The organism is Streptomyces sp. NPDC089424 (genome assembly GCF_044749345.1).
In the GTDB taxonomy this organism is placed as follows: Bacteria; Actinomycetota; Actinomycetes; order Streptomycetales; family Streptomycetaceae; genus Streptomyces.
Genome location: NZ_JBIVHU010000004.1, coordinates 586,684 through 600,614 on the forward strand (window position 1 = coordinate 586,684; position 13,931 = coordinate 600,614).

Here is a 13,931-nt window from a genome sequence, read left to right on the forward strand (position 1 = left end):
CGGGTACTAGCGTCCCGCCAGTAATCAAGTTTGATTAGCGAGGGGGCTCAGTGGGCGACACGGCGATCACCGTCGTAGGAGCACGCAAGAAGTACGCCAACGGAAAAGACGTCAAGCACGCGCTCGACGGGCTCGACCTCTCGGTCGCGCGCGGCGCCGTGCACGGAGTGCTCGGGCCGAACGGCTCGGGCAAGACCACCCTGGTCCGGATCCTGTCCACCCTGCTGCGCCCAGATGCCGGCCGCGTGGAGGTGGCCGGGCACGACGTCGTGCGGGCGGCGTACGAGGTGCGGGTGCGGATCGGGCTGCTCGGCCAGCACGCGGCCGTGGACGAGGGGCTGAGCGGCTACCAGAACCTGGAGATGTTCGGCCGCCTCCACCACCTGGGCACCCGCCGCGCGCGCGTACGCGCCGGTGAACTCCTGGAGCGCTTCGGCCTCGAGGACACCGGCCGCAAGGCCGTCAAGCAGTACAGCGGTGGCATGCGGCGCCGCCTCGACCTCGCCGCGTCACTGATCACCGAACCGGAGGTGCTGTTCCTGGACGAACCCACCACCGGCCTCGACCCGCGCGGCCGCGCCGAGGTGTGGGCGTCGGTCCGCACCCTGGCAGGCGGCGGTACGACGGTCCTCCTCACCACGCAGTACCTGGAGGAGGCCGATCAGCTCGCCGACCGGATCTCCGTCGTCGACCACGGCCGGGTCGTCGCCGAGGGCACCTCGGACGAGCTGAAGGCCCTGACCGGCGGCGACCGCATCGACGTCGTCCTGCGCGACGCCGGCCAACTGGGCACCGCCGTCGCGCTGCTGCCCGTGGCGAAGGACGGCATCACCGTCGACGCCGACCGACGGCTGCTCAGCGCGCCGGTGACCGACCGGATGGCCGCGCTCGCCGGGGTCGTACGGGCGCTGGAGGAGGCCGGGATCGAGGCCGAGGACGTGGCACTGCGCCGCCCCACGCTGGACGAGGCGTTCCTGCACCTGACCGCCGACCGCGCGAAGGAGGCCGTATGACCACCCACGCCCTGACCGACTCCTGGACCATGACCCGCCGTGAGCTCTCCCACTGGGCCCGGCAACCCGTCCAGGTGGCCGTCAACGTCGCCTTCCCCGTGATGCTGCTGGTGATGTTCGGCTACCTGATCGGCGGCGGCCGGGCCGTCGACGGCGCTTACATCGACTACCTGCTGCCCGGGATGCTCGCGCTCACCATGGCCTTCGGCCTGGAGGGCACGATGATCGCCGTCACCGAGGACCTCAACAAGGGGGTGATCGACCGCTTCCGGTCGATGCCCATGACCAACGGCGCGGTCCTGGTGGGCCGTTCGGCCGCCGACATGCTCCAGTCGGCGCTCGCGCTGGTCGTCCTCGTCGCCGTCGGCCTCGCCCTCGGCTGGCGCGCGCACGGCGGGTTCATGGCCTTTCTCGGTGGCGTCGGGCTGTTGCTGCTGTTCCGGTTCGCGATGCTGTGGATCGGCATCCACCTGGCGATGGTCGCCGGGAAACCGGAGCTGGTGCAGGCCGTGCAGATCCTGGTCTGGCCGATCGGTTTCCTGTCCAACGCGTTCGCGACACCGCAGGCCATGCCCGGCTGGCTCGGCACGGTCGTCCAGTGGAACCCGATGTCCCAGACCGCGACGGCCGTACGCGACCTGTTCGGCAACCCGGGAGGTGAGCCCGGACACGTGTGGGCCGCGATCGTCTGGCCGCTGGTACTGCTCGCGGTCTTCTTCCCGCTGGCGGTACGCCGTTTCGCCCGCCTGAGCCGATGAGGCCGTCGCACGCGGCTTGCACCTGACGTGGCGTGAGGGCTCAGCGTGGAGGCGTACCGAGAGAAGGAGCGGAAGTGAGCTACTCCGTGGGACAGGTCGCCGGGTACGCCGGAGTCACGGTGCGCACCCTGCACCACTACGACGGCATCGGCCTGCTCGCACCCAGCGAGCGCAGCCACGCGGGCCACCGGCGTTACAGCGACGCCGACCTCGACCGGCTGCAGCAGATCCTGTTCTACCGCGAGCTCGGCTTCCCGCTCGAAGAGGTCGCCGCACTGCTCGACGACCCGGCCGCGGACCCGCGTGCGCACCTGCGCCGCCGGCACGAACTGCTGACCGCCCGGATCGAGAAGCTGCAGAAGATGGCGGCGGCCGTGGAGCACGCCATGGAGGCACGCGCGATGGGCATCGATCTCACGCCCGAGGAGAAGTTCGAGGTGTTCGGGGACCACGACCCGGACCAGTACGAGGACGAGGTGCGCGAACGCTGGGGCGGCACGGACGCCTACCGCCAGTCGCGCGAGCGCACCTCCTCCTACACCAAGGAGGACTGGAAGCGCGCCACCGAGGAGTTCGACGCGATCCACCGGCGCATGGCCGACCTCATGGCCGCCGGCACCCCGGCCGACTCCGAGGCGGCCACCGACACCGCCGAGGAGCACCGCCTGTTCATCACACGGTCGTACTACGACTGCTCCCACGAGATGCACAGCTGCCTCGGCGAGATGTACGTCTCCGACCCGCGGTTCACGGCGACGTACGAGAAGATCCGCCCCGGTCTCGCGGTCTACCTGCGTGACGCGATCAAGGCCAACGAGGCCCGGCGGACCTCCTAGGGCCTTCTAGGACCCTGGCCCGGGAGCCCGCTCCCGGGCCAGGACCGCCGCCGCCCACCGACCCCACGGTTCTGGGCGGTGCGCGCACAGTGCATCCTGGGAACCCCGGTGGAACCCGGGCCGGACACTTTCCGTTGATAGCTTTGTCCGGCCGTATTGGACGCCGTACTTCCCGACCTCTCAGGAGCCCGGAACCGTGACGACGCTTGCCCTCGGACCGAGCTGGCTGGATCCGAACTATCTGCTGGACAGCTTCGGAATCTGGGGCCTGCTCCTCATCGTGTTCGCCGAGTCGGGGCTGCTCATCGGCTTCTTCCTGCCGGGCGACTCGCTGCTCTTCACGGCCGGCCTGCTGATCACGTCCAACCAGCTGGACTTCCCGCTGTGGGCGGCCGTCGTGCTGATCTGCCTCGCCGCGATCCTCGGTGACCAGGCGGGTTACATGTTCGGCAAGAAGGTGGGCCCCTCGCTGTTCACCCGCCCCGACTCCCGCCTGTTCAAGCAGGAGAACGTCACCAAGGCCCACGAGTTCTTCGAGAAGTACGGCCCGAAGTCCCTGGTCCTGGCCCGCTTCGTGCCCATCGTGCGCACGTTCACGCCGATCATCGCGGGCGTCAGCGGCATGCGGTACCGCTCGTTCCTGGTCTGGAACGTCATCGGCGGCATCCTGTGGGGCGCGGGCGTGACCATGCTCGGCGCCTGGCTGGGCAACATCGGCTTCGTCAAGGAGAACATCGAGGCGATCCTGATCCTGATCGTCCTCGTCTCGGTCCTGCCGATCATCCTCGAGTTCTGGCGCGCCCGCTCGAAGAACAAGAAGAACCAGTCCCAGCAGTCCCAGCAGCCGCAGCAGCCGCAGGACGGGCAGCCCCGGTTCCAGCAGCAGCCCGTGATGGACGACGCCACGACCCAGCTCCGCCGCATCGAGCCGGACCACCCCGCCGACCGGGGCTACGGACAGCAGCAGGGCTACGGCAACCAGGGCTACCCGCAGCAGCAGGGACACGGCCGCCAGGGCAACGGCCGACAGGACCACGGACAGCAGCAGGGGTACGGACAGCAGGGCTACGGGCAGCACGGGTACGGACAGCAGCAGGACTACGGGCAGCAGGGGCACGGGCAGCAGCAGGGCCACCCGCAGCAACAGGGCTACGGCAACCAGGGCCACCCGCAGCAGTACCCGCCGCAGCAGCAGCCGTACCCCCAGCAGCAGGAGCCCTACGACCCCTACCGGCAGTACTGACCCGCCCCGGCGGACGTGAGGGCGGGCTAGGGGAACGGGGGCGGCCTCAGAACCCGCGCGTCCGCTTCGCGGCCCGCCGCCCGCCGGTCGCGGCGCCCGGCAGCCGCAGGAACAGCCGGGAGATCTCCGACCCCAGGTTGACCCCGATCGCGATGGCCATCGCCAGCGCCGCCGCCTTGCTCAACGAGCCGAGCCCGGAATCCACGTCGTTCCCCGCGATCGACAACAGCCCGAAGTACGTCGCGGAACCCGGCAGCAGCGGCCCGATCGCCGCCGTCGTGTACGGCAGCGCCGACGCGTACCGGTAGCGCGACAGCAACTGCCCGAACAGCCCCACCAGTCCCGCGGCCGCCGCCGTGGAGGCGACCGGCGAGATGTTCCCGGCGTAGTGCATCGCGCCGTAGACGATCCACGCGACACCGCCGTTCAGCGTCACCGCGAGCACCGTGGACCGCTCCTGCTGCAACAGCACCGCGAACGTCAGCGAGAGCAGCATCGACGCGGCGATCTGGAGCAGCGGCCGCTCGGCGATGTACAGGGCCGCCTCGGGGTCGAGCTGGGCGCCGAGCTGGACGCCGAACCACAGCACCACGAGCACCCCGACGACGATGCCCACGAAGAAGTACATGACCTCCAGCAGCCGTGCAGCGGCGGTGATGTAGAAGCCGGTCAGCCCGTCCTGCACGCCCGCCACCAGTGCCCGCCCGGGCAGCAGCGCGAACAGCCCACCGGTGATGACCGCCGACGCCTTCACGTCGACGTGCAGCAGCGTGAGCGCGACCCCCATCGCGGCCGGCGGCATCGCGGCCACCGTGAACTGGTAGAACTCCGGCAGCCCGCGCCCCGCGCACAGCCAGGCCAGCCGGTCGCCGAGCATCGCGCCCAGCGCGGCCGCGACGAACACGATCAGATCACCGCCGACGAGCACCGAGGCCGCACCGGCGAGCAGCCCGCTCGCGGAGGTCAGCACCCACGTCGGATACGGGTGCCGGTTGCGGCGGATCTCCGCGAGGCGCCGGTAGGCCTCCTCCAGGGAGATGTGCGTCTCGGGGTCGCTGAGGTCGTCGACGAGCTGGTAGACGGCCGCCAGGCGGGTGTAGTCCGTCCCCCGGCGGCGTACCGTGCGGGACGCCGTGACGGGGTCGTCGACCAGGGACGGCTGGTACGAGATCGACAGCAGGGTGAAGGTGACGGTCGGCTCGCAGCGGTCCAGGCCGTAGGAGCGGCAGACCGCGAACATCGCCGCCTCCACGTCCTCGGCGCCCTCGCCGCCGGCCAGCAGCAGCTCACCGATACGCAGGGTCAGGTCGAGGACGCGCGGGACGGCCGGGCCTGCCTCGTCCTCGTGCTTGTGCACGGGCTCGGGAGCAGGCCGCTCGGCCACCGGCAGCCGCAGCATCGTGCGCATCCGGTCCTGCCAGGGCAGATCCTTGGTGAGCCGGACCACGGGGACCCCGCTCGCCGGCGTGAACGCGGCCGGCGCGCTGCGCGAGCTGTACGTCCGCGGCGGACTGAACGCCGACCCCTCCGGCTCGGCGGCCGACGGCGTCGGGACGTCGAGCCCGTCCGGCAGCGCGAACTCGGACGTCGTCTCCGGCTCGGCCGGCGCCTTGGCCAGGTCCAGCCCCTCGGGGATCGCGAACTCGGATGTGACCTCGGGGTCGAACGTGCCCCTCGCCTCGTCCGACTGCGGCTTGCGGTCCTCCGCGTCCGTCACCTGGCAACGCTCCCTGTACGACACACCCAACAGGCCTCAGTATGCGCACAGACACACGGACGGGCCGCACGCCTGAGCGCGCGGCCCGTCTACCCGGAATATGCGATCTCAGTGACCGCCCTGCTCCTCGAAGCGCTTGTAGGACCGCTCGATCTCGGCCTCGGCCTCGGTACGGCCCACCCAGTTGGCGCCCTCGACGGACTTGCCGGGCTCCAGGTCCTTGTACACCTCGAAGAAGTGCTGGATCTCCAGGCGGTCGAACTCGGACACGTGGTGGATGTCGCGCAGGTGCTCCACCCGCGGGTCGTGCGCGGGCACGCACAGCAGCTTGTCGTCGCCGCCGGCCTCGTCGGTCATCCGGAACATGCCGATCGCACGGCACTGGATGAGGCAGCCCGGGAAGGTCGGCTCGTCCAGGATGACCAGCGCGTCCAGCGGGTCGCCGTCCTCGCCGAGGGTGTTCTCGACGAAGCCGTAGTCGGCCGGGTAGCTGGTCGACGTGAACAGGCGGCGGTCCAGGCGGATCCGACCGGTCTCGTGGTCCACCTCGTACTTGTTCCGCGAACCCTTCGGAATCTCGATCGTGACGTCGAACTCCACCGGTGGCTCCTCCATGATCAGCACGCAGTTCTGGTGATTAAGTGTCCCTCACGCAGCTAAGTGATCGCGAAAGGGGCTGGTGGTCGTGCCCGAGCTGAGGCCTTGGCGGGCCGCGAGACCGCATGTGGCGCGGATCGCGAACGCCGTCCGTCCCCGTCTCGCCCGGGCCCGCGCGGCCGCCGCACCCCGGGTCGCCCGATGGGCTCCGGCCGCGAAACCGCAGGTCGGGAGGGTGATGAAGGCGAGCCCGTGGCCGTACACCGCGGTCGCCGCCACCGCGGGCCTCGCGCTGGCCGCCGGAGTGGTGACGGCTGCGGGGCCCTGGGACTCCTCAGGCCAGCGTACGGCGGAGCGGGAGCGGGCCGCCGCCCACCGGGAGCCGGGTGGCACAGATCACGGCGACGGCCCCGGCATGGCGGGCGCCCCCCGCCCCGCACCGAGCGCGGCCACGGTCCTGACCGGCCTCGGCTCCGCCACGAACGTCGTCAGGTCCTCGCCGAACGGCCGGGCCCTCGCCGCCGTCCTGGACCCCCTGCTCGCCGCTCCCGCGCTCGGCGACCGCCGTACCGCCGTCGTCGTCGACCTGGCCACCGGCAAACGGCTCTACGGCAGCGGCCCCGACGAGGCGCTCACCCCCGCCTCCACCACCAAGATCGCCACCGCGGTCGCCGCGCTGTCCGCCCTCGGGCCCGACCACCGCCTGACCACCCGCGCCGTCTACGAACCCGACACCGAGGAACTCGTCCTCGTCGGCGGCGGCGACCCCACCCTCACCGCACGCAAGGACAGCGCCGGCCTGGCCAGCCTGCGCACCCTCGCCGCCAAGGCCGCGGCCGCCCTGAAGGAACGCAAGGTGCGCGAGGTGACGCTGTCGTACGACACGACCCTGTACGCCGGGCCCGAACGTCACCCCATCGGGGTCAACGACAACCTCGCCCCGGTCACCCCCCTCATGGCCGACGAGGCCCGCGTCGACGCCTCGACCAGCGGGCCGCCGGTGCAGCGGATCGCCGCCCCGGCGGCGGACGCCGCGGGCAAGTTCGCGCGGTTCCTGAACGAGCACGGCATCCGCACGACGTCGCCCGGCCCCTCCAAGGCGACCAACCGCGCCCAGCCCCTCGCCACGGTCCAGTCGCCGCCCGTGTCCGCCCTGGTCGAGCGGATGATGACCGAGAGCGACAACGACATCGCCGAGGCCCTCGCCCGCCACACCGCCGTCGCGACCGGCAAGCGCGCCGACTTCGCCGGGGCCGCACGCGCGATCGAGGCCCAGCTGAAGAAGCTCGGCCTGCCGCTCAAGGGCGCCCGCATCAAGGACGGCAGTGGCCTCGACCGCAACGGCAGGCTCACCGCGAACCTGCTGACCCGCCTGCTGCTGAAGGCCGCCGACCCGGCCCGTCCCGGACTGCGCCCCGCCCTCACCGGCCTGCCGGTGGCCGGCTTCACCGGCACTCTGACCACCCGGTACGCCGACGGCGCGGCCGGCATCGTGCGCGCCAAGACCGGCAGCCTCAACGGCGTGAACACCCTGGCCGGAACCGCCGTCACCCGGGACGGCCACGTCCTCGGCTTCGCCTTCCTGACGTCGGGCGGGTACGAGGTGACGGCCGCCCGCGCGGCCCTGGACCGGGCGGCGACGGCACTGACGACGACCCGCTGAGCCGGTGCCCGCGGCCGGGGAACCGGCCGCCACCGTCCGCCATGCCCTGCCCGAAGTGGTGCCGCTCACGTACCGTTGACGCATGACGAGCATCGGTGCTTCTTCCGGGATGGTCGACTGGAACCTCGCGGTCGCGACCGCGACCCGGCTCGTACGGCCGGGCCCAGAGGTGAGCCGCGACGAGGCCCGGGCCGTCGTCGCGGAACTCCGCCGGCACGCCAAGGCCTCGGAGGGGCACGTCCGGGGCTTCACCCGGATGGGCACCGAGGAGACCCACGACACCCCCGTCCTCGTCGTCGACCGGCCAGGCTGGGTCCGGGCCAACGTCGCCGGGTTCCGGGAACTGCTCAAGCCGCTGCTCGGCAAGATGCAGGAGCGGCGCGGCAACACCGCCGGAGGCGCGGTCCTCGGCGCCGTCGGCGGCAAGGTCACCGGCGTGGAGCTGGGGATGCTGCTGTCGTTCCTGTCCTCCCGCGTCCTCGGCCAGTACGAGACGTTCGCCCCCGCCACCCGCGAACTCCCGGCCGGCGCGAACGGCGGCGGCAGGCTGCTGCTCGTCGCCCCGAACATCGTCCACGTCGAACGCGAACTCGACGTGGACCCGCACGACTTCCGCCTGTGGGTGTGCCTGCACGAGGAGACCCACCGCACCCAGTTCTCCGCGGTGCCGTGGCTGCGCGACCACCTCGAGGGCGAAATCCAGTCGTTCCTCGCGGAGACCGACGTCGACCCCATGACCGTCCTCGAACGCGTCCGCGAGGCCGCCCAGACGCTCGCCGGGGGCCGCCCGGAGGGCGAGGAGGACGACGGCGGCCGCTCGCTGGTCGAGCTGGTGCAGACCCCCTCCCAGCGGGAGATCCTCGGCCGGCTCACCGCCGTGATGTCCCTGCTGGAGGGCCACGCCGACTTCGTGATGGACGGCGTCGGCCCCGACGTCGTCCAGACCGTCGGGGAGATCCGCGAGAAATTCCAGCAGCGGCGCGCCAAGGGCGCCTCCCGCCTGGACCTCGCGCTGCGCAAGCTGCTCGGCCTGGACGCCAAGCTCAAGCAGTACCGCGACGGCGAGCGCTTCGTACGGGCCGTGGTCGACGAGGTCGGCATGGACGGCTTCAACCGGGTCTGGACCTCGCCGAACACCCTCCCCACCAAGTCGGAGATCGCCAAACCGGCGGACTGGATCACACGGGTGCAGCGCAGGAGCGAGACCTGAACCACGGGTGAGACGTCGTGAACCGGATCCGGCCGACGGCAGGCGAACGCCCCTTCAATCACCCGTCCGAGGGACCGTGAGCCATGGGTAGGCGTGCAATGCTCGGGGAACGGCCCGGTTCTGTCACCATCTACACACTCTGAGTGACCGAGCTCGGGCTCACCCCCCGAAAAACTTCATGAAGGGAACCGGACAATGGGTCCCCATCCTGCGGTCGCGGCGATACGCCTGGCGGTCCGCCGCGTCCTCCACGACATCCTCACCGAGTACAACTCCACCCCCCACCCCGCCCCTCCCCACGAGCGTCCCCCCTCGCCGCTCGTGCTCGTGGCGTGCTCCGGCGGCGCCGACTCCATGGCGCTGGCCTCCGCGCTCGCCTTCGAAGCCCCCAAACTCGGCATGCGCGCGGGCGGCGTCACCGTCGACCACGGCCTCCAGCCCGGCTCCGAGCTGCGCGCCGAGGAGGTCGTGCTGCGGCTGCGCGAACTGGGCCTGGACCCGGTCGAGGCCACCGCCGTGCACGTCGGCCGCGACGGCGGCCCCGAAGCCGCCGCCCGTGACGCCCGCTACGCCGCCCTCGACGCCGCCGCCGTACGCCATCGTGCCGCCGCCGTCCTGCTCGGCCACACCCGCGACGACCAGGCCGAAACCGTCCTGCTCGGCCTCGCCCGCGGCTCCGGCATCCGCTCCCTGTCCGGAATGGCCGCGGTCTCGGGGGCCGGCGGCCGTTACCGGCGCCCCTTCCTCCAGCTCGACCGGCAGACCGCGCGCAAGGCGTGCATGGTCCAGTCCCTGCCGGTCTGGGACGACCCGCACAACGCGGATCCGGCGTACACCAGATCGCGGCTGCGCCACGAAGGACTGCCCGCCCTGGAGAAGGCCCTCGGCAAGGGCGTCGTCGAGGCCCTCGCCCGCACGGCCCAGCTCTCCCGCGACGACGCCGACGCCCTCGACACCTGGGCGAGCCAGGCCGAGGGATCCGTCCGCGACGCCGCCGGCGGCCTGGAGTGCGTCAAGCTGTACGCCCTGCCGCCCGCGGTACGCCGCCGGATCCTGCGCCGGGCCGCCATCGAGGCGGGTGCGCCGCCCGGTTCGCTGTTCGCCCGTCACATCGAGGAAGTCGACCGTCTGATCACCGGCTGGCGCGGCCAGGGAGCCATCAACCTCCCGGGCAAAGTCGTCGTCCGCCGCCAGGGTGGCAGACTGGTGATTCGGCAAGGCTGAATCCGGGACACTCCCACCGGACCGTGCACACGGTTCCGCGCACGCCGCGCACGTGGCAGGGACGTCCGGGACGGCCGGTGGGACGACCGAAAGTGATGCGGGTGGACGCGAACGACATGGGTGCCGACCTTCAGCAGGTACTCATCACCAAGGAAGAGATCGACGCGAAGCTGGCCGAGCTGGCCGCGAAGATCGACGCGGAGTACGCGGGCAAGGACCTGCTGATCGTCGGAGTGCTCAAGGGCGCGGTCATGGTCATGGCCGACCTCGCGCGGGCGCTGTCCACCCCCGTCACCATGGACTGGATGGCCGTGTCCTCGTACGGCGCGGGCACCCAGTCCTCGGGTGTGGTGCGGATCCTCAAGGACCTCGACACCGACATCAAGGGCAGGCACGTCCTGATCGTCGAGGACATCATCGACTCCGGCCTGACGCTGTCCTGGCTGCTGTCCAACCTCGGCTCGCGCGAACCCGCGTCCCTGAAGGTCTGCACCCTGCTGCGCAAGCCCGACGCCGCGAAGGTCGCCATCGACGTCGAGTGGGTCGGCTTCGACATCCCGAACGAGTTCGTCGTGGGCTACGGCCTCGACTACGCCGAGAAGTACCGCAACCTCCCGTTCGTCGGTACGCTCGCGCCCCACGTCTACGGCGGCTGAGCCAGACGGCCCAAGCCTTGTAGGACGATCGGGAACCCCGGCGGGCCTCGCGCCGTTGGAGCATGCAGACGGGTTCGCCAGCCGTCCCGTGCGGCTTCGGGCACCGATGCTGGGGTACCGTCAGAAGAACTGTCTTATCAAACTCACTATGGCAGGAGGGACGGGGCGACACCGCTCCGTATGGATGGACGTGAAGCGATACTTCCGTGGGCCGGTCATGTGGATCGTGCTGGCCGTCCTTGCCGTGGTCGTGTTGATGCAGGTCGTCGGCTCGTCCGGTGGCTACAAGACGGTGGACACCGGCCAGGTCGTCCAGGCGATCAATGACAACAAGGTCGAAGCAGCCAAGCTGACCACCGGCGACGAGCAGACCATCAAGGTCACGCTCAAGGACGGCCAAAAGATCGAGGACAGCTCCAAGATCCAGGCGAGCTACATCGGCGACCAGGGCGCCAACCTCGCCAACACGCTGCAGGACAAGTACCAGAACAAGCAGATCCCCGACGGATACACGGTCTCGCCGACCAAGCAGAACGCGTTCGTCAGCATCCTGCTGTCCCTGCTGCCCTTCGTCCTCATCGTCGTCGTCTTCCTGTTCCTGATGAATCAGATGCAGGGCGGCGGCTCCCGGGTGATGAACTTCGGGAAGTCGAAGGCCAAGCTCATCACCAAGGACACCCCCAAGACGACGTTCACCGACGTCGCGGGCGCCGACGAGGCGGTCGAGGAGCTCCAGGAGATCAAGGAGTTCCTGCAGGAGCCGGCGAAGTTCCAGGCCGTCGGCGCCAAGATCCCCAAGGGCGTGCTGCTGTACGGCCCGCCCGGCACCGGCAAGACGCTGCTCGCGCGCGCCGTCGCCGGCGAGGCGGGCGTGCCCTTCTACTCGATCTCCGGTTCCGACTTCGTCGAGATGTTCGTCGGTGTCGGTGCCTCCCGAGTCCGTGACCTGTTCGAGCAGGCCAAGGCGAACGCCCCGGCGATCGTCTTCGTCGACGAGATCGACGCGGTCGGCCGCCACCGCGGCGCCGGCCTCGGCGGCGGTCACGACGAGCGCGAGCAGACCCTGAACCAGCTGCTCGTCGAGATGGACGGCTTCGACGTCAAGGGCGGCGTGATCCTCATCGCCGCGACGAACCGGCCCGACATCCTCGACCCGGCGCTGCTGCGTCCCGGCCGCTTCGACCGGCAGATCGCCGTCGACCGCCCGGACATGCAGGGCCGTCTGGAGATCCTCAAGGTCCACCAGAAGGGCAAGCCGGTCGCGCCCGACGTCGACCTGTCGGCCGTCGCCCGCCGTACGCCGGGCATGACCGGCGCCGACCTGGCGAACGTGCTGAACGAGGCCGCCCTGCTGACGGCGCGCAGCGACCAGAAGCTGGTCGACAACAAGATGCTCGACGAGGCCATCGACCGCGTCGTGGCGGGCCCGCAGAAGCGGACCCGGATCATGTCGGACAAGGAGAAGAAGATCACCGCGTACCACGAGGGCGGACACGCCCTGGTCGCGGCGGCCTCCCCCAACTCCGACCCGGTCCACAAGATCACGATCCTGTCCCGCGGCCGCGCCCTCGGCTACACGATGGTGCTGCCGGACGAGGACAAGTACTCGACCACGCGCAACGAGATGCTCGACCAGCTCGCGTACATGCTGGGCGGCCGCGCGGCCGAGGAGCTGGTCTTCCACGACCCGACCACCGGTGCCGCCAACGACATCGAGAAGGCCACCAACCTGGCCCGCGCGATGGTCACGCAGTACGGCATGACGGAGCGGCTGGGCGCGATCAAGTTCGGTGGCGACAACAGCGAGCCGTTCCTCGGCCGTGAGATGTCCCACCAGCGCGACTACTCCGAGGAAGTCGCGGCGCTCGTCGACGAAGAGGTCAAGAAGCTCATCGAGACCGCGCACAACGAGGCGTGGGAGATGCTCGTCGAGAACCGCGACGTCCTCGACAACCTCGTCCTGGCGCTCCTCGAGAAGGAGACCCTGGGCAAGGAGGAGATCGCCGAGATCTTCGCCCCGATCGTCAAGCGGCCGCCGCGTCCCGCGTGGACCGGCTCCTCCCGCCGTACGCCGTCCACCCGTCCGCCGGTGCTCTCCCCGAAGGAGCTCGCACTGACGAACGGCGCCAACGGCGCGACGGCGGCGATCACCGCGAAGAGCACGGCGGCGGAGCCCGCCCCCGCCGCCGAGCCGGCCGCCCCGGAGGATCGCCCCGAAGCCTGACCCCCAGGGCCGCCCCCGCGGTCCCGACAGGCCCGGAATGGATGCCGCGCCACCCAGGTTCTAGCCTGGGTGGCGCGGCATCGACGTATGCGCACAGTTGGGACGCGTCCAGGTACGCGTCAGGCACAGGAACGAGGCACCACATGACCGACCCCGTGACGCTGGACGGCGAGGGCACGATCGGCGAGTTCGACGAGAAGCGCGCCGAGAACGCCGTACGCGAACTCCTGATCGCGGTCGGCGAGGACCCGGACCGCGAGGGCCTCAGGGAGACACCGGCGCGGGTGGCGCGGGCGTACCGCGAACTCTTGGCCGGACACACCCAGGAGCCCGAGGACGTCCTGACGACCACCTTCGATCTCGGGCACGACGAGATGGTCCTCGTCAAGGACATCGAGATCGTGAGCCTGTGCGAGCATCACATGTTGCCCTTCCACGGCGTGGCCCACGTGGGGTACATCCCCGCGGAGTCGGGCAAGATCACGGGCCTGTCGAAGCTGGCGCGCCTGGTCGAGGTGTTTGCCCGCCGTCTGCAGGTGCAGGAACGTCTCACCACGCAGATCGCCGACTCGCTCATGCGCATCCTCGAGGCCCGGGGAGTGATCGTGGTCATCGAGGCGGAGCACATGTGCATGTCGGTGCGCGGTATTCGCAAGCCGGGTGCCAAGACCACGACGTCGGCGGTGCGTGGCCAGCTGCGTGACTCCACGACCCGGGCCGAGGCCATGAGCCTGATACTCGCGCGCTGACCCCGACTGTCGGTGCCTCCCGATATCGTCCCGATAAGTGA

At 70.6% G+C, this 13,931-nt stretch carries 12 protein-coding genes; 10 read left to right on the forward strand and 2 right to left on the reverse strand.

Annotation, left to right across the window (positions count from 1 at the left end; translation table 11 throughout):
- Positions 1–50 precede the first annotated feature (50 nt).
- From ACIP2X_RS22380 to ACIP2X_RS22395, 4 genes are all read left to right on the forward strand, one after another.
- A complete protein-coding gene (locus ACIP2X_RS22380; protein ID WP_401675740.1) occupies positions 51–1,013 on the forward strand; it encodes an ATP-binding cassette domain-containing protein in 963 nt (320 codons plus the stop codon).
- Positions 1,010–1,771 carry an ABC transporter permease gene (locus ACIP2X_RS22385; protein ID WP_401675742.1) on the forward strand — a complete coding sequence of 254 codons (762 nt, stop codon included), beginning with the start codon at positions 1,010–1,012 and terminating at the stop codon, positions 1,769–1,771. The genes ACIP2X_RS22380 and ACIP2X_RS22385 overlap by 4 nt, the downstream gene beginning before the upstream one ends.
- Positions 1,772–1,845: 74 nt before the next feature.
- A complete protein-coding gene (locus ACIP2X_RS22390) occupies positions 1,846–2,607 on the forward strand; it encodes a MerR family transcriptional regulator (protein ID WP_401675744.1) in 762 nt (253 codons plus the stop codon).
- Between the two features lie 196 nt (positions 2,608–2,803).
- The gene (locus tag ACIP2X_RS22395; RefSeq protein ID WP_401675747.1) at positions 2,804–3,850 is read left to right on the forward strand and encodes a DedA family protein; all 1,047 of its coding nucleotides are present in this window, start codon (positions 2,804–2,806) and stop codon (positions 3,848–3,850) included.
- Between the two features lie 46 nt (positions 3,851–3,896).
- On the opposite strand, the gene ACIP2X_RS22400 is transcribed toward ACIP2X_RS22395, so the two are convergent.
- Both ACIP2X_RS22400 and ACIP2X_RS22405 read right to left on the reverse strand, forming a co-directional pair.
- The gene (locus ACIP2X_RS22400) at positions 3,897–5,567 is read right to left on the reverse strand and encodes a threonine/serine exporter ThrE family protein (protein ID WP_401675749.1); all 1,671 of its coding nucleotides are present in this window, start codon (positions 5,565–5,567) and stop codon (positions 3,897–3,899) included.
- 108 nt (positions 5,568–5,675) lie between these two features.
- Entirely contained in the window at positions 5,676–6,167 is a 492-nt protein-coding gene (locus tag ACIP2X_RS22405; RefSeq protein ID WP_196460818.1) for an inorganic diphosphatase, read from the reverse strand.
- A 79-nt stretch (positions 6,168–6,246) separates the two neighbouring features.
- Here ACIP2X_RS22405 and dacB point away from each other — a divergent pair, with 79 nt between their 5' ends.
- The 6 genes from dacB to folE all read left to right on the forward strand — a co-directional run bounded on the left by dacB (position 6,247) and on the right by folE (position 13,890).
- Positions 6,247–7,827 (forward strand): D-alanyl-D-alanine carboxypeptidase/D-alanyl-D-alanine-endopeptidase, encoded by a 1,581-nt coding sequence (gene dacB / locus ACIP2X_RS22410; RefSeq protein WP_401675752.1) that lies wholly within the window; start codon positions 6,247–6,249, stop codon positions 7,825–7,827.
- A gap of 82 nt (positions 7,828–7,909) precedes the next feature.
- Positions 7,910–9,037 carry a zinc-dependent metalloprotease gene (locus ACIP2X_RS22415; protein ID WP_401675754.1) on the forward strand — a complete coding sequence of 376 codons (1,128 nt, stop codon included), beginning with the start codon at positions 7,910–7,912 and terminating at the stop codon, positions 9,035–9,037.
- Between the two features lie 195 nt (positions 9,038–9,232).
- Positions 9,233–10,261: a tRNA lysidine(34) synthetase TilS gene (gene tilS, locus ACIP2X_RS22420; RefSeq protein WP_401675756.1), complete on the forward strand. Its 1,029-nt coding sequence runs from the start codon at positions 9,233–9,235 to the stop codon at positions 10,259–10,261.
- A 95-nt stretch (positions 10,262–10,356) separates the two neighbouring features.
- Positions 10,357–10,917 carry a hypoxanthine phosphoribosyltransferase gene (hpt, locus tag ACIP2X_RS22425; protein ID WP_164585775.1) on the forward strand — a complete coding sequence of 187 codons (561 nt, stop codon included), beginning with the start codon at positions 10,357–10,359 and terminating at the stop codon, positions 10,915–10,917.
- Between the two features lie 184 nt (positions 10,918–11,101).
- A complete protein-coding gene (gene ftsH, locus ACIP2X_RS22430; protein WP_401675758.1) occupies positions 11,102–13,141 on the forward strand; it encodes an ATP-dependent zinc metalloprotease FtsH in 2,040 nt (679 codons plus the stop codon).
- Between the two features lie 143 nt (positions 13,142–13,284).
- Complete coding sequence (gene folE, locus ACIP2X_RS22435) at positions 13,285–13,890, forward strand: GTP cyclohydrolase I FolE (RefSeq protein WP_401675760.1); 606 nt, start codon at positions 13,285–13,287, stop codon at positions 13,888–13,890.
- Positions 13,891–13,931 lie beyond the last annotated feature (41 nt).